Source organism: Paenibacillus sp. FSL H8-0261, assembly GCF_045040645.1.
Lineage (GTDB): Bacteria > Bacillota > Bacilli > Paenibacillales > Paenibacillaceae > Paenibacillus_AQ.
On record NZ_CP150297.1, the window covers coordinates 616207 to 642616 of the forward strand.

General features: G+C 44.3%; 24 protein-coding genes. 19 read left to right on the top strand and 5 right to left on the bottom strand.

Annotation, left to right across the window (positions count from 1 at the left end; translation table 11 throughout):
• Position 1: 1 nt before the first annotated feature.
• The 6 genes from MHI27_RS02760 (at position 2) to MHI27_RS02785 (ending at position 5686) form a co-directional block, all read left to right on the top strand.
• The gene (locus MHI27_RS02760; protein WP_042184585.1) at positions 2 to 295 is read left to right on the top strand and encodes a putative quinol monooxygenase; all 294 of its coding nucleotides are present in this window, start codon (positions 2 to 4) and stop codon (positions 293 to 295) included.
• 173 nt (positions 296 to 468) lie between these two features.
• Positions 469 to 2037, top strand: a complete 1569-nt coding sequence (locus MHI27_RS02765; RefSeq protein ID WP_405175520.1) for a phospholipase D-like domain-containing protein — start codon at positions 469 to 471, stop codon at positions 2035 to 2037.
• A 61-nt stretch (positions 2038 to 2098) separates the two neighbouring features.
• Positions 2099 to 2476 (top strand): hypothetical protein, encoded by a 378-nt coding sequence (locus MHI27_RS02770; protein ID WP_339244578.1) that lies wholly within the window; start codon positions 2099 to 2101, stop codon positions 2474 to 2476.
• A gap of 72 nt (positions 2477 to 2548) precedes the next feature.
• Positions 2549 to 2875, top strand: a complete 327-nt coding sequence (locus MHI27_RS02775) for a metalloregulator ArsR/SmtB family transcription factor (RefSeq protein ID WP_042123860.1) — start codon at positions 2549 to 2551, stop codon at positions 2873 to 2875.
• A 99-nt stretch (positions 2876 to 2974) separates the two neighbouring features.
• Complete coding sequence (locus tag MHI27_RS02780; protein ID WP_076285901.1) at positions 2975 to 4753, top strand: SulP family inorganic anion transporter; 1779 nt, start codon at positions 2975 to 2977, stop codon at positions 4751 to 4753.
• Between the two features lie 231 nt (positions 4754 to 4984).
• Positions 4985 to 5686, top strand: a complete 702-nt coding sequence (locus MHI27_RS02785) for a DUF1361 domain-containing protein (protein WP_405175521.1) — start codon at positions 4985 to 4987, stop codon at positions 5684 to 5686.
• Here the strand turns inward: MHI27_RS02785 and MHI27_RS02790 are convergent.
• Positions 5683 to 6000, bottom strand: a complete 318-nt coding sequence (locus MHI27_RS02790) for an MGMT family protein (RefSeq protein ID WP_042184593.1) — start codon at positions 5998 to 6000, stop codon at positions 5683 to 5685. The genes MHI27_RS02785 and MHI27_RS02790 overlap by 4 nt on opposite strands.
• A 222-nt stretch (positions 6001 to 6222) precedes the next feature.
• Between MHI27_RS02790 and MHI27_RS02795 the strand changes: the two genes are divergently transcribed.
• The 10 genes from MHI27_RS02795 to galU all read left to right on the top strand — a co-directional run bounded on the left by MHI27_RS02795 (position 6223) and on the right by galU (position 17088).
• Positions 6223 to 7773 carry a spore germination protein gene (locus tag MHI27_RS02795; RefSeq protein ID WP_405175522.1) on the top strand — a complete coding sequence of 517 codons (1551 nt, stop codon included), beginning with the start codon at positions 6223 to 6225 and terminating at the stop codon, positions 7771 to 7773.
• Positions 7770 to 8924 (top strand): Ger(x)C family spore germination protein, encoded by a 1155-nt coding sequence (locus MHI27_RS02800; RefSeq protein ID WP_405175523.1) that lies wholly within the window; start codon positions 7770 to 7772, stop codon positions 8922 to 8924. The genes MHI27_RS02795 and MHI27_RS02800 overlap by 4 nt, the downstream gene beginning before the upstream one ends.
• 239 nt (positions 8925 to 9163) lie before the next feature.
• The gene (locus MHI27_RS02805; protein ID WP_405175524.1) at positions 9164 to 10270 is read left to right on the top strand and encodes an endospore germination permease; all 1107 of its coding nucleotides are present in this window, start codon (positions 9164 to 9166) and stop codon (positions 10268 to 10270) included.
• A gap of 126 nt (positions 10271 to 10396) precedes the next feature.
• Complete coding sequence (locus MHI27_RS02810; RefSeq protein WP_405175525.1) at positions 10397 to 11023, top strand: hypothetical protein; 627 nt, start codon at positions 10397 to 10399, stop codon at positions 11021 to 11023.
• 19 nt (positions 11024 to 11042) lie between these two features.
• Positions 11043 to 11339 (top strand): antibiotic biosynthesis monooxygenase family protein, encoded by a 297-nt coding sequence (locus tag MHI27_RS02815; RefSeq protein WP_405175526.1) that lies wholly within the window; start codon positions 11043 to 11045, stop codon positions 11337 to 11339.
• Positions 11340 to 11353: 14 nt separating this feature from the next.
• Positions 11354 to 12172: a phosphotransferase family protein gene (locus MHI27_RS02820; protein ID WP_405175527.1), complete on the top strand. Its 819-nt coding sequence runs from the start codon at positions 11354 to 11356 to the stop codon at positions 12170 to 12172.
• Positions 12173 to 12200: 28 nt separating this feature from the next.
• On the top strand, positions 12201 to 12746 hold the full coding sequence (locus tag MHI27_RS02825) for a DUF1697 domain-containing protein (protein ID WP_405175528.1): 546 nt from the start codon (positions 12201 to 12203) through the stop codon (positions 12744 to 12746).
• A gap of 218 nt (positions 12747 to 12964) precedes the next feature.
• A complete protein-coding gene (locus MHI27_RS02830) occupies positions 12965 to 15097 on the top strand; it encodes a glycosyltransferase family 39 protein (RefSeq protein WP_405175529.1) in 2133 nt (710 codons plus the stop codon).
• Positions 15098 to 15175: 78 nt separating this feature from the next.
• On the top strand, positions 15176 to 16156 hold the full coding sequence (locus MHI27_RS02835; protein ID WP_405175530.1) for a glycosyltransferase family 2 protein: 981 nt from the start codon (positions 15176 to 15178) through the stop codon (positions 16154 to 16156).
• A gap of 20 nt (positions 16157 to 16176) precedes the next feature.
• Positions 16177 to 17088: a UTP--glucose-1-phosphate uridylyltransferase GalU gene (gene galU, locus MHI27_RS02840; RefSeq protein WP_405175531.1), complete on the top strand. Its 912-nt coding sequence runs from the start codon at positions 16177 to 16179 to the stop codon at positions 17086 to 17088.
• 374 nt (positions 17089 to 17462) lie between these two features.
• Here the strand turns inward: galU and MHI27_RS02845 are convergent, their stop codons facing one another.
• The 3 genes from MHI27_RS02845 to MHI27_RS02855 form a co-directional block, all read right to left on the bottom strand.
• A complete protein-coding gene (locus MHI27_RS02845) occupies positions 17463 to 18029 on the bottom strand; it encodes an FAD-dependent oxidoreductase (RefSeq protein WP_076116777.1) in 567 nt (188 codons plus the stop codon).
• A 121-nt stretch (positions 18030 to 18150) separates the two neighbouring features.
• Positions 18151 to 19734: a sensor histidine kinase gene (locus tag MHI27_RS02850; RefSeq protein ID WP_405175532.1), complete on the bottom strand. Its 1584-nt coding sequence runs from the start codon at positions 19732 to 19734 to the stop codon at positions 18151 to 18153.
• On the bottom strand, positions 19731 to 20414 hold the full coding sequence (locus MHI27_RS02855; RefSeq protein WP_076116779.1) for a response regulator transcription factor: 684 nt from the start codon (positions 20412 to 20414) through the stop codon (positions 19731 to 19733). The genes MHI27_RS02850 and MHI27_RS02855 overlap by 4 nt, the downstream gene beginning before the upstream one ends.
• A 463-nt stretch (positions 20415 to 20877) precedes the next feature.
• On the opposite strand from MHI27_RS02855, the gene MHI27_RS02860 reads away from it, so the two are divergent.
• From MHI27_RS02860 to MHI27_RS02870, 3 genes are all read left to right on the top strand, one after another.
• Complete coding sequence (locus MHI27_RS02860) at positions 20878 to 22041, top strand: glucose-1-phosphate adenylyltransferase (protein ID WP_042184623.1); 1164 nt, start codon at positions 20878 to 20880, stop codon at positions 22039 to 22041.
• 122 nt (positions 22042 to 22163) lie between these two features.
• Positions 22164 to 23267 carry a glucose-1-phosphate adenylyltransferase subunit GlgD gene (glgD, locus tag MHI27_RS02865; protein WP_042184625.1) on the top strand — a complete coding sequence of 368 codons (1104 nt, stop codon included), beginning with the start codon at positions 22164 to 22166 and terminating at the stop codon, positions 23265 to 23267.
• Positions 23268 to 23364: 97 nt separating this feature from the next.
• Positions 23365 to 25797 carry a glycogen/starch/alpha-glucan phosphorylase gene (locus MHI27_RS02870; RefSeq protein WP_076285889.1) on the top strand — a complete coding sequence of 811 codons (2433 nt, stop codon included), beginning with the start codon at positions 23365 to 23367 and terminating at the stop codon, positions 25795 to 25797.
• A gap of 88 nt (positions 25798 to 25885) precedes the next feature.
• On the opposite strand, the gene MHI27_RS02875 is transcribed toward MHI27_RS02870, so the two are convergent.
• Entirely contained in the window at positions 25886 to 26365 is a 480-nt protein-coding gene (locus tag MHI27_RS02875) for a GAF domain-containing protein (RefSeq protein WP_042184630.1), read from the bottom strand.
• Positions 26366 to 26410: the final 45 nt, after the last annotated feature.

A 26410-nucleotide genomic window follows, 5' to 3' on the forward strand; every position in this document is an offset into this window, starting at 1 on the left:
AATGATCATTATCCATGCAGTACTTAAAGTGAATCCGGAACGTCGCGAGCAGTTTTTGGCGGAGTCCAAAACACTTCTCACAGCTACTCACGCTGAAGAAGGAAATCTCTCTTACGAGCTGTATGAGAATGCCGGAGAAGCGAACTCATTTATTATGGTGGAGACTTGGCGCGACGCTGAAGCCGTATCCAGCCACAATACGAGCGCTCATTTTACCGCGTTCTCAGCTAAAGCTGGTGAATTCTTGGCTGCGCCACTAGACGTAAAAGTATTTAGCGCAGAGCAAGTGAAATAAATTATCTCGATTATTAGTGAATCCTGGTTGATCTTAAACAGGGATGTTCCATAGCCATAATGGCTGCGGGGCATTCCTGTTTTTTATGTTCCCCGTTTATAAGGAGGGGTTCAAGGGTATCTATCCTTACCTTGATACATGTGCACTCACAATAAAGATAGGGGATCTTACATATGGAAATACAGAAAAATATGATCGATATGGTGAACTATTATTTATCAGGCGGTTCACTTGTTTGCATTATGGGCGAAGCAGGAGAAGAGGCGGAGCGCAGACTAATGGGGATTGATCTGGAGGCGGCTAGAGCATACCGACAGTCCATTGGCGGAGTCATTACGGAGGGTCAGCAGCTATTTCAGGTTCCTGGCTTTAGCCCAAGATTGCTGGGGCAACTTACTGAAGTATTAGGCAGATTAGATTCAGACAAGCTAAAAGCTCTGGCCCCACAAACCACATGGAATAACCAAGTAGATCCTTACGTGAATGGACCCGAGTGCCTAGGGATGATACTAGAAGAAATAAAGAAGGCACAGCATTATATTCACCTGTCCGTGATGCTCTTCTTTAATGACCGTTCAGGCAATCTGGTTGCAGATGAATTATTTCACGCCCTTAAACGGGGGGTGAAGGTACGGATCATGGTCAATTACGCGCTGACAGCTTTAGGGTATGAGAATAATCTGGCGTTTGGTCAATTTTCCAAGATTTCTGAAAGGCTCGAGAATGCAGGAGCTAAGCTGTTGAATACCTTCAATTCTTATTATACAGCCGTAGAATGGCGTGTGAAGCGGAAGGCGCTGAAGCAACAAGGCGTACCGGAAAGTATCCTGTTCTTACAGGATAAAGTACAAGAGGACGTTGAAATCACTGGGCTGAATGTCATTGATCATCGGAAGTTTATGGTCATTGATGGGGTAACCTCTATTATTGGCAGCCTGAATATTGGAGATCAATACACGTACGTGACGCCTGTTCAGGCATCTTCTTCGATCAGTATAGAAGGACATCTACAGGGGATTCCTAGTAAAAAAGAGGAGTGGCATGATGGCTGCTTCCGGATCCGTGGCGCGGCGGCGCAGCCTTTAAATGCTAAGTTTCATTCCCGTTGGTTACTTCTGGGAGGTGATCATTTTGACGTGGATGATGCCTTCTACCATCCGAATGTAAATTATCATTTTGGGGAGGAAAAATGTACACTGTTTGCAAGCTTTCCGGGTAATCCAGTTAACTTAATTCAGCAATACTATTTGAATTTAATTACCTATGCGACAGAGGAGACGGTGATTGTAAATCCTTATTTGATTGATCAAGAGTTTTGGGATCGGCTGGGGGAGCTGGGGCCAGACTGTTCCTGTCATCTGAGCATCTGCAATCCGCTGAAGGTTAATGATCATCCTACCAATACTGCGGCGGTACGAGGCAATATGTATAAGCCGTTTCTCAATGGGGTTTCCTTTTATGATTACAGTTTCACAGGTCGTTTTTCACATTGGAAAATAACCTATGACCATAGATCACGGGCGGTATTTCATGGCTCCTACAACATCAATGAGAGAAGCGCCTGCCACGATTTCGAGCTGGGAATGCTGGTGAAAGGGGAGGCCTTCGCAGAGCGGATAAAGTCTATGATCGATTATGATCTGGGTGTCTCACGGAGAATTACGAAGAAAAGTGAGTTCTTTAAGTATCCTTGGCTGCATCCTAGTACGTATCTGAACAAGGTTACTCAGAATTACACTTGATAATATCGGTTCATTGTCATGTATAATGGTCGTTATAAATTATCAAGGTGGAATAATAGCTATGAAAATCAAAATAACAAAGAATGGCATGAAAAAGGATGAGGTATTCTTTCGCACAGAGTTTGGCGAGGGTCGGGGGATCTGGTGCGGTGCTCCTGTAGAGCCAGATACGGAAACAGATGTGGAATTCGAGCTTTCGGAGCTGCTGATGAGATGGGTGGATATTCTGCCTGCACCTGCTAGTGAGTTCAATACTAGGTTAGAGGGAGATAAGGTTGTTTTTACCGGTGTGCTGGAGAATATTGAAGAGGACGGAACAGGATTTTTGCGAATAGGTGAAAGTTTAGTGATGTTCGAGTGTCTCGGTGAGCCTATGGCGCTTGGTGTGTTTGTAGAAGTACAGGTTCGTAATGTGAGTATCTACCCTTTGAGTATTTGACGCTTATCAGGGACTAAGATAACATACAAAGATAGCATTAGATTTAGAAGTAAGTATGAGGAGTAGAAGTCTATGAACACCGAAATTCAGCAATTTAAGACCGAATTCTTCAAGGCGCTGGCTCATCCGATGCGAATTCGTATACTGGAACTGCTCAGCGAAGGTGAGAAGAATGTGAATGAGCTACAAGCCATTCTAGGATCAGAAGGCTCTGCTGTATCCCAGCAGCTAGCTGTTTTACGCGCCAAGAATGTAGTAGCTAGTGTAAAAGAAGGCACCACTGTGATCTATTCGTTACGTGATCCTCTAATTAAAGATCTTCTGGTCGTAGCCAAACAAATATTTGATAACCATCTGGTGAATACCATTTCATTGCTCGAAGGTATGCGCGGAGAATAAAGGAATAACATTATTTTGGCGTTGACAACAGTTGCGTCCTAGAGTAATGTTCTTCTTATATTCAAATAATCAGATATTTAAAGAAAAGAAGGTTTGATCATGACAGGGTGGGGCCGATATAAAGGCTACAACATGAATGCATTTCGCAAGGATTTGATTTCGGGAACAATCGTTGGTGTTATTGCCATTCCTTTGGGGATGGCATTTGCTATTGCATCTGGTGTAAAACCGGAGTATGGCATTTACACGACAATCGTTGCCGGAATATGTATTTCATTGTTCGGAGGATCAAAATTTCAAATTGGTGGGCCAACAGGTGCTTTTATTCCTATCTTGTTTGCCATTGCGATGGAGTATGGCTATGAGAACTTACTTATCGCTGGGATGATGGCAGGGGTTATTCTAGTTCTCATGGGATTATTAAAGCTGGGTGTATTGATTAAGTTTATTCCGAGGCCAGTAACGATTGGTTTCACAGCAGGGATAGCGGTCATTATCTTCACCGGGCAGATTGCTAATTTCCTTGGACTAAGGAATATAGAACGGCATGAGAGCTTTGTAAATAATATGAAAGAAATAGGGCTTCATCTATCGACGATGAATGGATACAGTATTCTGACCGCCGTGATTTGTCTTGCCGTCGTTATCCTAGCGATTCGATTCGCTCCGAAGGTGCCTGGATCATTGGTAGGTCTTCTGTGCGCGACTGTGGTTGCTGCGTTATTCTTTAGCGGCAAAGTGACTACGATTGGCTCTGCTTACGGAGAAATCCCTAATACCTTACCGAGCTTTCGATTTCCGGACATTACTTGGGAACGAATTACCCTGCTAATTCGTCCGGCATTTATCATTGCAATGCTAGGTGCTATAGAGTCATTGTTATCCGCTGTTGTAGCGGATGGAATGACAGGCAGCCGCCATAATAGTAACCGAGAGCTGATCGGTCAGGGAATCGCAAATATTGCTGCTCCATTGTTCGGGGGCATACCAGCGACAGGAGCAATTGCTAGAACAGCGACGAACATCAAGAGTGGCGCTGTTTCTCCGATCTCGGGGATCGTTCACGGTGTTGTGGTGTTTCTAATTCTCCTGTTGCTCGCACCCTATGCTTCCAGTATTCCTTTAGCTGCGATGGCACCGATCTTAATGGTAGTAGCTTGGAATATGAGTGAGCGCAAAGAGTTCCTTCATCTGCTTAAGATCAAGACCGGCGATTCCTTGGTGTTATTCATCACCTTCTTGTTAACGATATTTGCAGATTTAACGCTGGCTGTAGAGGTGGGATTAATTCTTGCGGTTATTCTGTTTGTGAAACGAATGGGAGAGGTTCATTTGGTAGCCAAAGTGCTGCCTGATCCGAAGTCCGTTAAGGTAGAGGCACATATGGTTACGGAGAGTCATGACTGTCCGCAAATTGGGATTTACACGGTGGAAGGTCCGCTGTTTTTTGGCGCTGCTTATCGATTCGATGACACTATGCCAAGCTATGGTTCAGATCAACCTAGAATTATATTAATGCGGATGGGGAAAGTACCCTTCATGGATACCACTGGAGAATCCAATTTAGCAGAGCTGGTGCGGCATTTACAAGCTGTTGGAGGGAAACTTATGATCTCAGGTATTCAGCCACAGCCGCTTGAGCTACTCAAGAGAACTGGACTGTATAGTACCATAGGTGAGGCTCAGTTTTATCCGCACACCGGGGAAGCCATTAATGACGCACTTAACAGCATCGATTACAACAAGTGTATTGGATGTAGCCATGCCGCTTTTAGGGAGTGTACAGCGTTCTCCTGTCTGGAAGAGGCGGGAAGTGTGCGCGGTCTGAAAGGGCGTAAGAAACCTGTAATTGCACCTGAACTAAATAGTGGTCTTTGAGTGAAATAGATAAGAGTCAGCCCGGACGTTTCTGCGTCCGGGTTTTTCTGTTCAAATATAAGAATTTAAGTTTCACATCATATATTATCCTTATATTTCTCGCTTAAACGCTGATCGTCCTAATAAGGACGACAAAGGCGTTTATGCTTGAGATTGGACTTGGGAATGCCAAATTTGTACAATTGGGTATAAGTTAGATGTAAACTATCTCGATAAGGAGAATATAAGCTCATGAAGGAATTGCATTATCCGAAGGTGTTTATGCTCTTGGCAGGTCTGTCTGTGGCGTCATTGGCCGTATATCGTGTAGTGTCACTACAGACGGATTCGTTTTATGCATTTTTACTCTGGAATTTATTCCTGGCTTGGATTCCGTTCCTGTTCTCTATGGCTGCTTATGAACTGGATAAAAGGAAGATAGGTGGATTGCTGCTTGTTCCGCTAGGCGTCGCTTGGCTGCTGTTCTTTCCGAACGCGCCTTATCTCATGACGGATCTGGTGCATCTGACGATAAGAAAAAGCAGATATATCGTGGATGGCACCATTCAGAATCGGTATTGGTATGATCTGGTTACCCTCTTATTGTTCACTTGGAGCGGCTGGTTGACCGGGTTCTTCTCTTTATACCAGTTCCAGACGGTTGTTTATCGCAAAAGCAGCCTGCTGTTCTCTTGGATATTCGTACTCGCAGCATGTGTACTTGGGGGGTATGGTGTCCTGCTTGGCCGAGTCTACAGGCTGAATAGCTGGGATGTACTGACGGACCGGCATCAGTTGTACCAACTGGTTATGGACAGCTTGAATCGACAGTCGGTATTTTTTAGCTTGTTCATAGCGTTTGTATTGCTGGTTATCTACGCTACGATGTACTGTTTGTTGAATGGTCTTGGAACCAGTGAAAGAGGAAGGGTCGCTAAGCGCATACGTGGTTAATCCATAAATTCGGGATCAAATTGGTATTGCTTCAGATCCACCACACCTTTTTCATTAAAAATAATCCCTTCCTCCTGCAAATAAAGCTTCTGGAGGGAGTTGGATTCATCTTCAGTCAAGGCGATCATTCCTTTGGCGTTGATAACCCGATGCCAGGGAAGCTTATATTTTCTACTCATGGAGTGAAGGATACGAACTACCTGCCTTGCGCCTCTTGGGCTTCCTGCCGCACGAGCAACGCCTCCGTAAGTCATCACTTTTCCTTCAGGTATAGATTGTATGATACGAATCACTTGTTCTGTAAATGGTGTCATAGGGAGCTCCTATCTCTTATTTTTATCAAATTATACCAGATGATCACTACAATCATAAACATTCAACATGCCGCTGCTAAAGCGGCTTTTTTTTATTTTAAACGTATGGAGTTTACTCTTCTTTGCGAAGAAGTTGATCCCTTTACAGTATAATTTTGGCGGATAGTATTTAGTGAGATGGGGGATAATTTCTAGGAAACTATTGTGACAGGAGTGACTACTGTGGAGGAACAGACAGCAGGAGGTAACCGCAAAGATTCTCAACAAAATACGACGTCTGGGCAGACTCCGAGTACGTCACTAGATGAAATGATGAATCTGTTTCGACAAATATTCAAGGATGATGGAACACTTAGAATAAGGGTGATAAATAATATCCATAGTGACGGCATCCGCTGCGGATTAGTCTATGTAGACGGAATGGTAGACAGGGAAATGATCCAGTACGGGGTGATAAAGCCTCTAATGGATTTTGATTTTACGGCAATGGATAGCGGGAATACAGCTGAAATGATGGAGAAAATTCGGACGCTGGTTATTAACATTAGCGATGTGGTTTGCTCTACGAGTTTGGATGAGATGGTTAGCGCGGTCGTAGCTGGAAAAACATTGTTTCTGATGGATGGCTTTGCGGGTGCGCTTAACATTAGTGCGCAGGGGTGGGAAACGAAGGCCATCGCGGAGCCTGTGACGGAAAAAAGCGTAAAAGGTCCGCGAGAAGGTTTTACAGAGTCGCTGCTTGTAAACTTGACGCTCATACGCCGAAGAGTGCAAAGTCCGGACTTAAAGATTATTTATGGTCAAGTCGGGACTCGCTCCAAAACACAAACTTGTATTTGTTATATCGAAGGTTTGGCCTCACCGGATGTTATTAAAGAGCTGCAGAACCGAATTCAACAGGTGGACATAGATGTTGTATTGGATACATCTATTCTTTCGGAGCTTATTCGAGATGAACCCTTTTCACCCTTTGAAATGACGGGAAGCACAGAACGTCCTGATTCTGTAGTAAGCAAAATTATGGAGGGCAGAGTTGCCTTATTAATGGAAGGCAGTCCTTATGCAATGACAGTGCCCTATTTGTTTGTGGAGAATTTTCAGGCCAGTTCTGATTATTATATTAACTATTATTTTGGTTCGTTTAACCGAATGATAAGGGTACTTGGAGCCTTCTTGTCTATTAGTATTCCTGCTTTGTACGTGGCTTTGGTTACTTATAGCCAGGAGATGTTGCCTACCATGTTGTTGCTTAGTATTTCAACATCGAGAGTAGCCGTTCCCTTTCCGACCGTCGTGGAGGTCTTGTTCATGCTAACGATATTTGAAATTCTACGAGAGGCCGGAGAACGAATACCGACCTACATTGGTCAGGCGATTAGTATCGTAGGTGCGCTTGTGTTGGGTCAGGCAGCTGTGGAGGCGAGGATAGTTAGCGCACCTATGATTATTGTAGTGGGTTTAACAGGAATTATGGCGTTGCTTAACCCTACACTGACGGGTCCACTAATTGTGGTAAGGTCGCTTTTGCTATTGGCTACCTTCTTTCTGGGATTATACGGGTATTTCTTAGGTGTGATCGGTTTAGTGATTCATTTGATGAGTTTACGTTCCTTTGGGGTCCAGTACATGCTTGGAGTAGGTTCTATTCACCCGCAGGATATTAAGGATACAGCTATAAGGGCGCCGTGGTGGCATATGTATCTACGTCCAGCGATGATTGGAGCCCGTAACCGAAAGAGAAAAGCGACAAATAAAGTAAGGAATCGATCATGAAAAAAATCAAAAAAGGGTTGCTAGCTTGTATATCGCTATTACTTCTGGTCAGTATCTTGGGCTGTTGGGATTACGCTGAAATTGAAGATAGGGCGGTTGTAGCAGGCATTGGCATCGATAAAGATTCTGACGGGAAGCTGTTAGCAACGGTCGAAATCGTGGATACAAAAGAGGGGATGAAGTCTAGTCAAGCGGGATATAAGATGGTTAGTCTTTCAGGTAAAACGTTGTTTGAAATTGTGCGAAGCATGATTTCAATCACGGGAAAGAAATTATTTTGGAGCCATTCCAAGGCGATCATTATCAGTGAGGAGGTAGCCAAGGAAGGGGTTGTAAAGGTGATTGATTGGTACAACAGAGATACAGAAACTCGATCGGATGTATACGTGTTTGTTTCTAAAGAGAAGACGGCTCAGGAAGTAATTAATTTAAATAGCTCAACAGAAACTATTATGTCTTATGGTCTTGCTCAGCAGATGGCAATTGAACAAAATGTAAGTACGGCCCCGGTTGTGGAGATTTGGGACTTCATTGAAAAGCTGGAGACGCCCGGGGATTGTGCTATAGCTCCTCTTATTTATATTCACGAGAAAAATGGTCAGAAAAATCCGCGTGTTAGTGGAACTGCTATATTCAAAATGGACAAAATGATTGGCAAACTGAGTGGCGAAGAGACCAAGTACATGTTGTTTATTAAAGATGAGATAAAGGGTGGGGTGTTAACCGTGAATAACGAAAAGGGAGCCCCCGACTTCACACTTGAGATTTTTTCCAATAAAACAAAAGTAAAGCCTGTTTGGGTAAACGGTAAGCTCCAATTACAGATAAATATGGTCACACATACCGGGCTTGATGAGGTAATGACTACTGAAGGATTCACTAGTCTGAATAGTAAAAATGTTATAGAGAAGCGTGCCGCTAAGGAATTACAGAAGCATATTCTCTCTGTAATTAAAAAGTTGCAGCAGGAATATCATTCCGATATTTTTGGATTCGGAGAGATTATCTTTGAGAATATGCCTAAGACCTGGACCGAGCTTGATAAAGATTGGGAACGGGAATTCTCTGATCTAGATGTGGTTGTAAATTCAACAGTAATTATTGAGAGCAGTGCTCAAAACTCAAGATCTATCCAGATCCATCAAGAATAGGTGATTAAATTGGCTGTTATCGTTGTGTTGATCTACTTTTTTGTTATATTGATGGATCCTTACGGATTGTTAAAGCAAGGGATGAAACGGGATTTTTATGTGTGTTGTACACTATGTCTGTTTTCTTTCTGTATTGCTTTTGCATTGGCCATGAAATGGCAGCTTCCCAGTCCTTCACCTTTAATTGTAAGCTGGATCAGCAAGTTATTTTAGTTACAAGTCCAAGAGGAGATTTAAGCATGAAAAAAGAGATCATACCCACAGGGCATTCTATAAGTATTGTTGTTCTATTTATTATTGGGACTTCACTATTCATGGGACTGCCGGGGAAATCGGGCAACAGTAGCTGGATTGCTCTACTTTTTGCCATATCTTTAACGGTTCCCCTGCTGTTTATATACGCCAGATTTCATGTGCTTTTTCCGGGTAAGAATCTATTTGATATATTGATCATCGTATTTGGATCTATCTTTGGGAGAGTAGTTTCTTGTATGTATATATGGTACGCGCTGCATATGGGGGCCCTCGTTCTACGGAATTTTGGGGAATTTAGTAAAACGGTTGCCTTGACAGAGACGCCTATGATTGCACCCATGTTATGCGTAGGTCTGTTATGTATTTGGGTGGTTAAGGCAGGAATTGAGGTGATTGGGAGATGTGCTAAGCTATTTCTGCTGCTTCTTTTAGCTGAGGTTCTATTTATTGAAATCTTAGCCATTCCCAAGCTCAAGTATCACTATTTGAAGCCTTTTCTTGACAGTGGATGGTCACCAATATTTGCAGATACATTTGGATCATTTACTTTTCCTTTTGCTGAAATTGTTCTTTTTATGGGCGTATTTAGTCATTTACCGGCAAAAGACTCAGCCAAAAAGATTCTGCTAAGCGGATTGCTGATTTCTGGTGGGGTGATTTTGCTCGTTTCTCTGCGGAATTTGCTGATTCTCAATCCTGATATTGTTCAAAGTTTATACTTCCCCTCTTATGTAGCGGTTAGTCGGATTAATATAGGGGATTTTTTGACCCGAATGGAGGCATCATCAGCACTTGGATTTGTCATCACGATATTCATAAAGGCTAGCTTATGTTTATATGTGGCTAGTGTTGGAGTCGCTAAATTATTCAAACTGAAGAGCTACCGATCCGTTGTGCTTCAGCTGGGATTGATTATGGTTTATTTCTCTCGATTTATCTTCAAGGATATTATGGAGATGCAGCATTTTGCCTATACTATTTATCCAATATATGCGCTTCCTTTTCAGGTAATTATTCCGTTGGTATTGTGGATTTGTGCTGAAATTAAGGTTAGTAAAAGTAAAAATAAGCAGGTGGCATCACAGCAATAGACCTACTTTCGAACATTCCTGATCTCTAGTAAAGATTAGGAATTCTTTGATTTTAAAACTAAACATAAGTTAGCTATAATGATAGATATATATAGAATGTTTGTTTTAGAAAAGAGGGAAACAGGTATGAACGTCAGCAACATCATTATGTCCTCTTATTGGGGTAGAGAGGTTAGACATAAATATATTACTCAAGGATCTAAGGCATTGGCTGTTATTTTTCCAGGTAAAAATTACTCGGCTGAACGCCCTCTGCTAGATTATGCGGCCAAAGCAGCTCGGGAACATAATTGCGATGTCCTGCTGCTTGAATATGGCTACCAGAGTGCTAGAGTAGGTTTTAAGCGTGATGAAATGATTATTCTCATTCAGGAATGTAAGGCGGCCATTGCATCTCTTCCTGAATACAAAAAGATTCTATTCATTAGCAAAAGCGTGGGTTCGGTCATAGCAGGGAGAATTGCAGAAGAGCTAGAAATACAGAAAAAGACGTCTCATCTATATATAACACCATTAGCTGAGGCGATTCCTTTGATACAGCAGAGTCGTGGGACTGTAATTTATGGCGGAAGCGACCCTTTATTTAGCGAACAGCTTTCTGGTGAAATTAGTGGGCTTCATCATTTAAAAGTGTATAGAATCGATGATGCTAATCATAGCCTTGAGGTAGAGCAGGTCAACGAGTCACTAGCCATTCTGCTTGTTATTATTAATTTTTATCATGAATTTTTCCGTGATGCTTTAAATACATAACCTTTGGAGGATGCTGATTATGATTTTGGAAGCTGCGATGCTGCAAGTGAAGCCTGGTTTAACTACTGAATTTGAAAAAAGCTTCAAGGAGGCATCAAGCTTAATTTCTTCGATCGAAGGCTACATAGGGCATGAATTGCAACATTGCTTGGAGGATGATCATAAGTATCTGCTGCTTGTGAAGTGGAGAACGCTTGAAGATCACACCATAGGATTCAGAGAATCCAGCCAGTATCAGGAATGGAAGGTGCTACTTCACCATTACTACGATCCATTTCCGGTTGTTGAGCATTTTACCCGTATTAATCTGGACTAAATGGAGGCTGGCGAATGAAGGCGAAGCTTGTTGGGGAAGGCAGAACTGCGGAGATCTGGCAGCATGACGATCAGAGGATTCTTAAATTGTACCGGGAGGATATAGCAGAGCAACACGTCAGCAGGGAATATAAAATCAGCCAGTTTGTACATGCGCGGGGTGTTCGGACACCTCAGCCTTTTGAGCTTATTTTTGAACAATCAAGACAAGGTATTGTATTTCAACAAATTAAAGGTCCCTCCCTGCTAAAGGTGATGGGTGAGAAGCCTTGGAAAGTTACCCAATATGCCAGGCTGATGGCGGGGCTTCATTGTGATTTGCATAAGCTTGAAACTAAAGAGGAAATCGGCCAGCAAAAGGATATGTTAAAAAGTCAGATATTGGAAGCACCTATGCTGAGCGAAGAGGAGAAATCCGTCATTCTGAAGTATCTGGAGAAGCTGCCGGAAGGTACTCGTTTATGTCATGGGGATTTTCATCCCGACAATGTGCTTATGGATGAACAGCTCTGGGTGATCGACTGGATGACAGGTGTAGTGGGAGAACCTGCTGGAGATGCTGCGCGTTCCGTAGTGATGTTCAGTTTGGGGGCTATGCCTCCGGGAGCTTCTGCATTCTCCAAATTAATGCTTGGTTTTATCCGAAAAAAATTAACCAAGGGATATATTCAAGAGTATCTCAGATTATCAGGACATACTTATGAGGACGTAGACCGCTGGATTTTGCCGATCGCTGCCGCGCGTTTGGTGGAGGGGCTTTCGCCTCCAGAGAAGGAGCTGCTGGTAAAAGAAGTTCGTAAACGTCTACAAACATTAGCCGCAGAGGTAAGCTGATCATGGCACAAAAACGGAGGCGTATTCTATGACTACCTATATTGCGCTGCTGCGTGGAATTAACGTCGGCGGGAACAAAATTATTAAAATGTTGGACCTGAAGGCGATGTTTCAGACTCTTGGATTTGAAAATGTACGAACGTATATTCAGAGCGGAAATGTTGTATTTGAGAGTGATGAAGGTTCGGAGAGTCTGCTTACTGGAGTCATTGAACGTAAGATTCATGAGGTTTTTGGATTCGAGGTCTCTGTTATTATCCGTACCTTAGCAGAAATGGAGAACGTGATCGCTAACGATCCCTTTCAGCTCTCCGAGCCAGAGGAATTCAAAAGATGGTATGTTACTTTTTTACCAGCCGAGCCTTCAGCGGAAGTATTGGATAAACTGCGCACTTATGAGAATGGACCCGATAAAGTGCGTTTTGTCGGCAGAGAGATGTACGTGTTATATGAGGTCAGTGTGAGCCAGTCGCCGCTTTTCAAGGTTCCTTTTGACAGAATATTGGGTATGACGCTTACAGCACGTAATTGGAATACGGTGAATAAGCTCGTTACTATGGGCAGAATGGAATAGTCTATTTTAAAATATTTGCTTGGGTTGGGATTTGAACAGAAAGCCTCCACAGTTGTGGGGCTTTTTTTGCGTTCTGGCGGCCTTGTATATTCAGCAAACATTCAGCTTGGACTCATTGAGAGTTAAGGTAAGGGTGAAATAATACACCTACAGAAAGTTTGAACCGGGGGCACAGAACTGCCGGAATATAGACGATCAAAGGATAGGAGTGGATGGAGATGAGTAGGTTCAAAAAAATAAGCTCGGATCTTATATTGTGGCTCATTTTATTAATTGCCGCTTTTTTGTACGGTTATGGAGTTTGGAATGACCACTATGTGAATACATACTACACTACCGCGGTGGGAAGTATGCTGCAGAACTTTCATAATTTCTTCTTCGCTTCACTGGACTCCGCGGGTTCAGTAACGGTGGATAAACCACCAGTTACCTTTTGGATTCAGACACTTAGCGCACTTATCTTCGGGCTGCATGGTTGGAGTGTGATTTTGCCACAGGCACTCGGCGGCGTGGGCTCCGTGTTACTTGTATACCTGCTGGTGAAGCCTACCTTTGGCAGAGCGGCAGCACGTATAGCAGCTCTAGTCATGGCGACTACTCCGGTAGCAGCGGCAGTCAGCCGGACGAATAATATTGATGCGCTGCTTGTATTCACCCTTCTGCTCGCGGCATGGTTTTTATTTAAAGGGACGAAGAGCAACAAGATGGGCAGCCTTCTTACCGCATTTGCGTTAATCGGTATTGGGTTTAACGAGAAGATGCTGCAGGCGTACATGGTTCTGCCGGCTTTTTATCTCTTTTATGTCTTAGCTGCCAAAGTGAACTGGAAGCGGAAGACGGGAGTATTGGCCGCCTCCACAGCAATATTGCTTGTAGTCTCCTTATCCTGGGCAGTGATCGTGGATTCGATTCCCGCCAGCAAACGGCCTTATATCGGCAGTAGTGGTACCAATTCAGTGCTGAATCTTGCTTTTGGGTACAATGGCGTTGCCCGATTAACGGGGGATCGTGGGGCAGGTGGTGGTGGCGGTGGAATGCCAGGAATGAATGGCGGTGAGATGCCAAACATGAACGGTGAAATGCCCGCTATGAATGGTGAGATGCCAGCTATGAATGGGTCAGGCAGTAATAGTGGCACTGATGGTGGACGTGCAGCATTTTCGGGCCGGCAAGGCACAAATTCGACCTCAAATAGCCAGACTGGTGACGATGATGGAGGTGCACCAGGTCAGCCTCCTAGTGGAACAGACAATCAAGGCCGGCAATTTGGTGGCGACGACGGCGAGCGAGGGAATCGTGGCGGCATGAATGGCGGTGGAAGCGGAGGCGGAATGTTCAATACAGGAACAGCAGGCCCACTGCGCCTGTTCCAATCAGAACTGTCAGGTCAAGCTAGCTGGATGCTGCCTTTTGTATTGCTAGGCATCATTGGATTATTCGCCAATCTGCGGAGAAAGAACTTTACCCAGGCTCATAAAGAAGCTCTCTTCTGGTTAGCGTGGCTGGTGCCCGTTATGGGGTTCTTCAGTATCGCAGGGTTCTTCCATCAATATTATCTGGTGATGATGGCTCCGCCAGTTGCAGCGTTAGTCGGTGCAGGATGGTCAAAGCTGTGGACGCTATATCGCGAGCACTCTGGTTGGCTGTCTTGGCTATTGCCAGCCGCAACGCTGGTTACAGCAGGTTTCCAATGGTACATTGTTCATCCTTATAACGATACGATTGGCAGTGGCTGGTCCATTGGGATTTTAGCTGCAGGCATAGTGGTTTCGCTGGTACTGGTAGTTCTTAAAGGCATGAAGAAATCCTTTATTTATACGACAGGCATTGCAGCCGTATTAGTATTGTTAATTGGGCCGCTCTACTGGGCAGCTACTCCCATTACTTATGGCTTGAACAGTCAAACCCCTGAGGCAGGCCCGAGCAGTAGTGAGGGTAGAGGGGGAATGGGAGGCAGTCCAAGCAATTTTGGACGTAATAGCGCCGCAAGTGCGAATGAGAGTCTGTTGTCCTATTTGGAGGAGAACAATACTGGTGAGCCTTATCTTTTTGCTACATTGGATTATGGCACAGCAGCTCCTTATATCGTTGACAAGGGTGCATCGGTTGTTATTTTGAACGGATTTTCTAACTCAGACACCGTGTATACCCCAGATACCCTAAAGGCGTTTGTAGTGAGTGGAAAGGTGAAGTACTTCCTGATCAATAGCGGTGGTATGGGTGGTGGACGCGGGGGAAGCTCCGAGTTAACGACTTGGATCACAGAGAATGGTACAGAAGTTCCAGCAGCCGATTGGGCAGGAAGCGATGGAGGAAACAGCGGGATATTATACAAAGTTACTGTAAACTAGGCAAATGTTAATCCTATGAGGCGTGTTATGAGATAGATCAGGCACGCTTCATTATTCAAATTTAAGGAGGAGCTGCTCATGAGTACCAACGTGCGCTATTCCATTATTATACCGATGTTTAACGAAGAGGCGGTCATTCAAGAGACGTATCGACGTATCAAAAAAGTAATGGGTTTAACTAATGAAGTGTATGAGCTGATCTTTGTGAATGACGGCAGCACAGATAATTGCGCCCAGATGATTGAGGAATATAGCTACTGGGATGAGAGTGTGAAGCTGATCGACTTGTCTCGTAACTTTGGACATCAGATCGCTATTACTGCCGGAATGGATTACGCCCTAGGGGATGCAGTTGTCATTATTGATGCCGATTTGCAAGATCCGCCGGAACTGATTCTGGACATGATTGCGGAATGGAAGCAGGGGTATGAAGTTGTATATGCCAAAAGGATAAAGCGAAACGGAGAATCCTTATTCAAAAAGTGGACGGCCAGTCTCTTTTATAGAGTACTTCGTTATTCAACCGATATATCTATCCCTGTCGATACAGGGGATTTTCGCCTCATCGATCGTAAAGTCTGTGAGGAGCTCAAACGCCTGCCGGAGAAAAATCGGTTCGTACGCGGGCTAGTCAGCTGGGTCGGTTTTCGGCAAAAATCCATTGAATATGAACGCGATGAACGTCTGGCTGGAGAAACTAAATATCCGCTGAAACGGATGATCAAGCTCTCGCTGGATGGAATTACTTCCTTCTCTTATAAGCCGCTGAAGCTGGCAGGATACCTTGGCATGCTGCTGTCGGCTTCCGGCTTTCTATATCTGATGTATGTGCTATATCTGGTGGTTTTTACGGATTCAGTCGTTAAGGGCTGGGCATCGATGATCGGAATCACACTGACCTTTAATGGTTTTGTGCTCATTATGTTAGGGATTCTGGGTGAGTATGTCGGTCGGATTTATGATGAGACCAAGGGACGTCCGCTCTATATTGTTCAAGAGTTCTATGAAGGTAAGAAACAGCAGGATGTTCGTGAACAGCAAGTTCTACATCGTCAATAAATGCAAGGGAGGGATTCGTTGTGAAGATTAGAAAAGCGGTTATTCCCGCCGCGGGTTTAGGCACTCGTTTCCTGCCTGCAACTAAGGCTCAGCCCAAGGAAATGCTGCCCATTGTGGATAAGCCGGCGATTCAATATATCGTAGAAGAAGCTGTTCGATCCGGTATTGAAAGCATCATTATCGTGACGGGCCGCAACAAGAAGTCGATTGAAGATCATTTTGATAAATCAGTGGAACTGGAACAGACGCTTTTGGAAAAAGGAAAAGAGGAGCTGCTTCGTGAAGTCCAAGCGATTAGCGAACTGGCCAGCATTCATTACATTAGGCAAAAAGAGCCGCTAGGACTAGGTCACGCCATCCTTTGTGCGGAACAGTTCGTTGGCGATGAGCCCTTCGCTGTTCTGCTCGGTGACGATATCATGGTCTCGGAGGACCCGGCGCTGCTGCAAATGATGCGATTGTATGAACAAGAGGAGAAGACCATCGTCGGTGTTCAGTCGGTACCACGGCAGGATGTTCATAAATACGGAATTATTTCATCAAGCGGTTCTCTACAAGGCGTCCATGAAGTTAAAGGTTTGGTGGAGAAGCCCACCCCGGATACGGCACCTTCAGAGCATGCGGTTATGGGACGTTACATTTTGGAGTCTTCGATATTTTCAGTGCTGGCTAACCTTGAACGGGGAGCAGGTGGTGAATATCAACTGACTGATGCATTGCATGAGGTATGTCGTAATGAAGGTTTGCTGGCCCTGGATTTGATCGGCAAACGTTATGATATTGGTGATAAATTCGGCTACATTCAGGCTACGCTGGAGGTCGGATTGATGCGGGAGGAGTTGCGTCCATTACTGGTTCCGTATTTGCAGAAACTGGCTGCTAGTCTGAAGGAAAGTGAAGAAGTGGGGGCGTTACCTTGGGGTACACGCTAGTGATTAAAGGAGACTGTTTCAAACGATCCTAACATCGCCTTCGGCGGCGGTGGGATGATGTTTGGGGCAGTTTTTTTGCGCGTGGGGCGTTTACAGGGTAGGTGAGGATGAATAAATAAGTGTACTTTATACAATTAAAAAGCGCATCAGACTGCTATGTATCGACTTAGTTGCACTTGATACACTTATTTCTTCATAATCCAATGGAAATACTCTTTCCATCTGTTTTTAGTTGCATAAACTACACTTAAAAGAGTCATAGAGGGGATGAAGTATGAAATAACTGCACCAAGTGCAATTATTTTTTGCGATATAAAAAATCCGGAGGACAGATTCCTAAGAATCGTCTCCGGGTCTATATTTTCAGTCATTGATTAAGCCTTTAGTACATCATGATCCACGTAACGCGTACCATTTAACTCGCTAATCACATTAATGGCTACCTTCGCGCCATCGCCTGCAGTAATAATGGCATGTACACTTACTCCGGCAACGGTACCTGCAGCCCAAATGCCTTCAATATTTGTTTTACCTTCTGGATTAACAGCGACTACTGTTTTGATTCTTGGCTCTGTACCATCCTTAGTTTCCACGCCTGCTTTGGCGGCTAGATCGGTAAGGGCGCCTGTTGCAAGAATAACATGTTTGGCTTCATAAATGATTCCGTCTTCGGTCTCAATGACAAATCCATTGCCGCTGGAAGTGAGGTTAATAGCTTGTTCTGCTACCAGCTCAGCGCCGAATTTGACGGCTTGCTTATGTCCGGTTTCTACGAGATCAGGACCGCCTACTTCGGAAATTCCATAAAAGTTTTCAAACCATCCTCTACGGGTCATGCCTTTATCATTGTCGATCAGCAACGTTTTTTTGCCCGCCTTGGCGGCGAACAGGGCTGCGCTTGCACCGGCAGGACCGGCTCCAATTACGGCGATTTCGTACATTTTTTGACCTCCTAAAAGTTTTGTGAAGCAAAACTCGCATCGAAAGCATAGGCTTAAGTTTTGTGAAGCAAAACTCGCATCGTAGACATAGGCTTAAGTCTATCATCTATTATAACGGTTGTTACTCTCTCTTGGCTAATCCTTCCTCGCAAGGAAGGGTAACCCTAAACGTTGTTCCCTCACCGAGAGTGCTGCTTACACTAATCTTGCCGTGATGTGCCTCCACGATAGACTTGGTAATAGAAAGGCCGAGTCCAGATCCACCATATTTTCGTGTGCGAGAGGAATCGCTGCGGTAGAAGCGATCAAAGATATGTGGGATATGCTCTGGAGAAATCCCGCAGCCGTTGTCTTGCACCGTTAGAATGGCCTCATTTCCTCTAGCATGTAAAGAGAGATGAATGTTGCCAGATTCTGCATCCGTATGCTGAACTGCATTGTGAAACAGATTCAGAATCACCTGTTTGATTTTATTGGGTTCATATTTACCATGGATGCCATACGAGATATCAAAAGTAACCTTGCGTTGATCCGCTAACAAGAGCAGATGCGGCTTCATTTCGGAAATGACCTCACCGAGCAGCAGATCCGTCATCCGCAGTTGAGGGGCGCCGTCCATCCGAGCGAGCAGCAGCAAATCCTCCACCAGCTTATTGATCCGTTTCGATTCGCCATGCATGCTTCGCAATGAATTGTATAACTGTTCTTTGTTGTCCGCAGCGCCTCGCAGTAAGACCTCCAGAAAACCGTGGATTGAGGTCAGCGGCGTTCGCAGCTCGTGAGAAGCATCGGCAGCGAAGCGGCGCATCTGTTCCTTGGCTTCCCGTTCATTATGAAAGGATATTTCGAGACGCTCGAGCATACCATTGAATGAATGGGCCAGCTTGTCGATCTCAGTCTGGCCTTGATTAATTGGAAATCGGATATTCAGATTACCGGCATCAATGATCTCGGCGGACTCTCCCATATTTGAAAGAGGGACCAGCGTCTTTCGAAGGGCAGGCAAGTATAGGAAGAAGCCAGCCAATAAAGCAATCACTGACAAACCTGCGTAGATCATCAATTGCTGTAAGATTACATCCGTAAGAGGTCCGGTATTCACACTCATTTGGAGTAGCAATCGAGTATTTCCAGGTCTATAGAGATTCACGAATATAGCCAGATGTTCAGAGCCGTCATCGGCCTCTATGAGCTTGTAACTTCCTGTTGCTCTATCCGTGGTATGAATGAGCAGATTATTGTATTGCTCATTCGTTAATCTAGGCGCGGCTGAATCAGATAAAGTCATTTGCTGTAAGTCCCTGAAGGTGCCATCTGAGCTATAAATAGCGAGGGTTGTATGGGCATCCAGCAGGAGTGGACGCCTATTCTCACCGGTTCTTTGACCATTTGGGATTTTATTCTCGCCGTTTCTTTCCCCCGGCAAATTGCCGTTATACTCGGTGTTTCCCTCATTCGGAGTTATGGTGTCCTCGTCATAGGAATTGAAAAAGTTGAAAAACATCTCACGGGGAACAGAACGTATTTGCGCTTCCATAGACTCTGCTCTATTGCTATATATGAAATCCCGCATGAGTATATATTGTAATACTCCGATTAGCAGCAGCAATCCTGATAGAATGAGCAGCGAAATGGCTAGCAACTGCTTGCGCAGAGAACGTGGTGCAGGCAGCTTACGAAACCATTTAGAGATGCGCGTACTCATAGATCTACCCGGTAGCCTGCTCCCCGCAGGGTACGGATAATACGGTGCTCCTTATCCCCGAGCTTCTCGCGAAGCGAACGGATATAGACCTCAACGATATTTTCCTCACCACCAAAGTCATAGCCCCACACTTTATCAAGAATCATGGGTTTACTTAGTACAAGGCCGTGATTAATAACGAGATACTGTAATAACTCGTATTCCGTGGGTGAGAGTTCAAGGACTTCTTCCTTGAAGCGAATTTCTTTTCTACGGCTATCAATTCGGAATGGACCGCAGCGTACCTCGCCGAGCAGACCTGGAAACTGATTGCGTAGCCGCGCTTGAATTCGGGCAAGCAATTCGTCGAAGCTGAAGGGCTTGACCATATAATCGTCAGCACCAATAGTGAGACCCTTGACTCGATCGTCCACTTCATCCTTTGCAGTTAGCATAATAACGGCTAGTTCCGTCTCTTCCGAGCGAAGGTAATGACATAACTCGAATCCATCCATGCCAGGCATCATGACATCTAGGATGGCTACATGTGGCTTGAACTCAGCAGCGACCGAGATGGCTGTTATTCCGTCGGGTGCGGTTCTGACTTCAAATCCTTCGTTAAGGAGACCCAGCTCTAGAAATTGTAATATATGAGGCTCATCATCTACGAGCAGTAGTCGAACGCCTTGAGCTGCTTTCATCATAGGTACCTCCAAATCAGTGATAGATAGCTACATTATGACATATTCGGTTGAATGTTTGCTGAAGATGAGTCCCTTTGCTTTACGATTAAAGGAGCCTTTTCTTATTTCATGATGATTCAAAGCGGTTAATTTAGTTATAAGTAATATTAATGTGTTTAATAACAAACAAGGTTAAAAAATTCGGATTTTCGAAAATGTGATAAAGGGTTTTGACGGCGGATATAGAACACTTTACAATAAGGATAATCTCCTGATTTTGGTGAAAGTTACCCATTTTAGGAAAGATCATTCGAACGTGTTACATTTCCTTCCACGTTTTTCTCATCTTTGTCCATCTTCCTATCAAGGCTCATTTCTTTCAAGTGTACTTCTTGTTCATTCATTTCTTTTTGGAACTTCTGTTCATTCAACCTGTGCTTGCTGAACTTCATATTACCCATAAGTCAAGGGAGGCTTTTCCATGAAGAAAAAGGAAATGGTAGCCATGCTATTGGCTGGAGGCCAAGGCAAAAGATTGAAAGGTTTAACCAAATCGCTTGCCAAGCCCGCTGTTTATTTTGGAGGGACCTATCGGATCATCGACTTCCCTTTAAGTAACTGCTCCAATTCAGGTATTGATACAGTTGGTGTGCTGACTCAATATGAGCCACTCATACTGCATTCTTACATCGGAGTAGGCAGCGATTGGGATTTGAACCGTAAGAACGGTGGGGTATTCGTGTTGCCACCGCATGAACGTGAGAATGGAAGCAGCTGGTATCGGGGAACAGCCGATGCGATTTATCGGAATCTTAAGTTTGTGGATCAGTTTGATCCAGAGCATGTTCTTATTCTGTCCGGTGATCACATTTATAAAATGGATTATCACGCTATGCTTCAATACCACAAGGAAAGAAACGCTGATTGCACAATTTCTGTCATTGACGTTCCGCTGGAGGAAGCAAGCCGATTTGGAATTTTGAATACGGAGGACGATCTAAAAATTTACGAATTTGAGGAAAAGCCCGCTCAGCCAAAAAGCACATTAGCTTCTATGGGGGTGTATATCTTCAAATGGGAGGTTCTCCGCAAGCATTTACTAGAGGATGGGGAGAATGTAGGATCATCCCACGATTTCGGCAAGGATATCATTCCTTTGATGCTGGAGGACGGAAACTCCTTATTTGCGTACCCTTTTGAAGGATACTGGAGAGATGTAGGTACAGTAACTAGCTTATGGGAAGCAAATATGGATTTGCTGAGCGATACTCCGCCACTTAATCTAAATGATCCCAGCTGGCGCATTTTTACACGTAATCCGAATCAACCTGCCCAATATGTTGCCCCTGGGGCGAAAGTGTCAGGCTGCATTATTAATGAAGGCTGCATAGTGCACGGAGAAGTGAATCATTCGGTTCTCTTTTATGGTGTAGAAGTGGGTGAAGGAAGTGTAATTACGGACTCCGTGATTATGCCTAAGGTCAAGATTGGCAAGAACGTACGCATTCATAAAGCGATTATTAGTGAGAATACGGTAATCGACGATTATATGGAAATAGGCATCGAACGGGAGAACGAGAACGAAATTCTGCTGATCGACAATAAAAGCAAAAAACGTAAATCAGCTGTGGCCAAAACCATATAATCAAGCTAAAACGCCTTCGGCGTCCTTCTAGGGACGGTAAGCGTTTATGCGAGATTTATAAGGATAAAGTATATCGTGAAACTTATACTTTCTTATAAATTATAAGAGGACGGTGGATTCCGATGAAGCAACTCATGGGTGTAATTAATCTGGATCATGAACTCGACAAACTAAATGAACTCACTTATTTCCGCTGTGGTGCAGCCGTACCTTTTGCCAGTCGTTATCGGTTGATTGATTTCGTGCTTTCTAATATGATGCGTGCAGACCTGGAGAGCGTTGGCCTGTTCGTCCGCCGTAAATACCGTTCTCTAATGGACCATTTGGGTGACGGAAAATCGTGGGATATGAACCGCAAGCATGGGGGATTATTCATTTTGCCTCCAGACTGGAACGATCCAACGGATACTTCTCTCGGGGACTTACAGCATTATCATAACAATCTGGATCTTTTTAAACGGGGATCTGCTAAATATATCGTGTTTTCCGGCAGCCAGCATATCAATACGATCGATCTTCAGGATTTGTACAGTTACCATCTGGAGAAGGGCGCCGATGTTACAGTAGTGTATAAAAAGATTGAAGAACTGCAGCCAGAACATGATCTATGCCAGCGTATTGAAGTAGACGAAGAGAATAAGGTGACTAATATCCATCATGAGAAAGACCATCCTAATTTATATCTGGATATCTTCATTATGGAGAAAAAACTGTTCTTGGAGCAGGTGGAGCATTGCATTGCGCATGGAGAGAGTTATTTTTTCCGAGATGTAGTTCAGAAGAACCGACACAAATTTAATATCGCCGCATACGAATATCATGGCTATCATGCCGTAATTAATTCATTAGAGAGTTATTATAAGAACAGTTTGGAACTGCTCCAGCAGGAGAATTACTTCAGTTTGTTCAAAGAAAGCCCGGTACAGACGAAGATTAAATATGAGGCTCCGACCCGATACTTGGAAAGTGCTAATGTCAGTAATTCGTTGGTGGCTAATGGCTGCATTATAGCTGGAACGGTAGAGAACAGCGTGATCTTTCGGGGGGTTCAGGTACGTAAGGGAGCGAAGATCATCAACTCAGTAATTATGCAAAAATGCGTCATCGAAGAAAATGCGGTCATTGAGAATGTAATCATGGATAAAGACGTACATTTGAGTAAGAATCGAATTCTTGTTGGAGATAGCAAACGTCCATTCGTCATCGCCAAGAGCAGCAAGATCTAACGACTGGATTAGATGAACAAAGCAGTATTAACCTATCTGATCTAATGGCACAGTCTGCTGCACTTCTAATAAAAGCATTTGTCAGGAGGACCTACTGTTGTTTAACGATAAAGAATCTTTCAAACAGGCATTCCGTGAGACCCTCATTGGTAAATTAGGTAAACCGCTTGAGGAAGCCTCGAATGCCGATGTCTATAAAATACTGGGCAACATGATTCGTGAGAACGCCGGGAAAAATTGGGCGGAAACGAACCAGAAATATAAGCTCGATAAAGATAAGCAGGTTTACTATTTTTCAATGGAGTTCTTGATCGGTAGGCTTCTGGGGAACAATCTGTTGAATATGGGTGTACTGGAAGTAGTACGTGAAGGTTTAGCGGACCTTGGCTTTTGTTTGCAGGATATAGAAGAGGAGGAATCGGACGCTGGGTTAGGGAATGGAGGTCTCGGTCGTTTGGCCGCCTGCTTCCTGGACTCACTCGCTTCCCTGCAATATGCGGGACATGGCTGTGGTATACGGTATAAATATGGCCTTTTCGAGCAGAAGATCGTTGATGGGTATCAAGTGGAACTTCCTGATTACTGGCTGCAGAATGATAATGTATGGGAAGTGCGCCGCGAAGACAAGCAGGTTGAAGTTAGGTTCTGGGGGACTATTGAGACCCGCGAAGAGAACGGACGGCTCATATTTGATCATACGCAATATGAGGCTGTTCGTGCAGTGCCTTACGATGTCCCTATCATTGGTGCTGATCGCCGGCATGTGAATACACTGCGTAATTGGAGTGCAGAATCCATCACCCAGCCCTCAAGAACCTTTGGTTCTTTTGCCGGGACGGACTATCATAAGTTTCTGGAGTATAAGCGTTCAGTAGAATCCATTTCGGAGTTCCTTTACCCAGATGACTCTCAATACGAAGGCAAGCTGCTTCGCCTGAAGCAACAGTATTTCCTCTGTAGCGCGGGGCTGCAAAGTATTCTGCGTACCTATGCCAAGCTTGGGATTCCTATAGAATCGCTGCCAGACAAGGTTGCTCTTCATATTAATGATACACATCCAACGTTGGTGATTCCTGAATTGATGAGGATTCTGATGGATGTACATGGTTTAGGATGGGATGAGGCATGGAGTATCACGACGCGTATGGTCTCTTACACTAATCACACTATTCTGAGCGAGGCGCTTGAGAAATGGCCTATTCAAATGGTTAGGGAGCTACTGCCACGTATTTTTCTTATCATTGAAGAGATCAATGCGCGTTTCTGTGGCGAGCTTATGAGTCGTTATCCGGGGGATCAGGATCGAATTGCGCAGATGGCGATTATTCATGATGATCAGGTTCGGATGGCTCATCTGGCGATTGTAGCGAGCCATAGTGTCAATGGAGTAGCGGCGCTGCATACAGAAATATTAATGAAGCGCGAGATGCGACTTTTTAATGAAATGTATCCACACCGTTTCAATAATAAGACGAACGGAATTACCCATCGGCGATGGTTACTGCATGCCAATCCAGATCTGGCTAATTTAATCAATCAATCGATAGGGACCCGTTGGGTGAGCCATCCTCAAGAAATGATTGGCTTGATTAAATATTGTGAGGATGCTTCCTTCCAGGAACAAGTAGCCAGTATTAAGCGCCAGAATAAGCTTCGTCTTGCAGAGTACATCTACAGTAAGCATTCAGTACATGTCGATCCTGACTCTATCTTTGATGTACAGGTGAAACGTCTACATGCCTACAAGCGCCAGTTGCTTAATATTTTGCATATTCTGCATTTGTACAATCAAATCAAAGATAATCCTTCGATGGATATGGTTCCACGCACGTTTATATTCGGAGCAAAGGCAGCGCCAAGTTATCATCTGGCGAAGCGGATTATCAAACTGATTAATACAGTAGCGGAGGTAGTCAATAAAGATCCGGATGTTAAAGGGAAGATTCGTATCTTTTTCCTTGAAAATTATTCGGTATCCCTAGCAGAAAAGATCATTCCTGCAGCGGACATCAGTGAGCAGATTTCTACAGCCAGCAAAGAAGCATCCGGTACCGGGAATATGAAGTTTATGATGAACGGTGCATTGACGGTAGGAACGATGGATGGCGCAAATGTAGAAATGCATGAAATGGTGGGAGACAACAATATGTTCCTGTTCGGACTTCGTGCTGAGCAGGTCATGGATTACTACCAGCATGGCGGTTATCATGCGCGTGATATTTACAACGGGGATAGTCGTGTGAAAGAAGTGCTGGATCAGTTAATCAAACCAGGACCTATATGTTGTCACGCTACGGAGTTTGAGAGCATTTTCCACTCACTTCTGGATAATAACGATGAGTTTTTTGTCCTGAAGGATTTCGCTAGTTACGTTGAGACGCACGTCGAAATTGATCGGGCATATCGCAACCGGCAAGAATGGCTGAAGAAGTCCATTATTAATATTGGTCATTCCGGTAAATTCTCCAGCGATAACACAATTAGTCGCTATGCAGCTGAGATTTGGAACATTAGTCCAGTTCGACTGTAGGATCAACATAAAAAGGCTGTCTTATAAGTAGGTAACCCCTACAAATAAGACAGCCTTTTTTCTTATGGGATATAAAACGAAGAAATTTTTAGATAGCTTCCGATACTAAAGCTGCGAACCGCTCCAGAAATCGGCGTTCTTCATCATCAAAGCGATCCTTGAGCGGACTGTCGATATCAAGTACGCCAAGCAAGCGATCATCCTTTATTAAAGGAACAACAATCTCGCTGTTGGAGGCTGCATCACAGGCGATATGACCTGGGAATGCATGCACATCGCCTACTACAAGTGTGCGCCGCTCGGCGGCTGCAGTTCCGCACACCCCGCGAGATAGCGGAATTCGAATGCATGCAGGGAGGCCTTGAAAAGGTCCAAGTACTAGCTCCTTGCCGTCAAATAAATAAAAACCGGCCCAATTCGTATCCGGTAGAGCGTGTTTAAGTAGTGCCGAAGCATTAGCCAGATTGGCTGTAGCACTTGGTTCGTCCTTTATCAATGCTTCGAGTTGGATTAGAACGGCTTCAAACTGCTCGCTGCGCGTTCCATCATATGGCATAGCTTGAAACATGAAGCATCACCTTCCTGTACTTTAAATTCAATATGAAGCCATAAC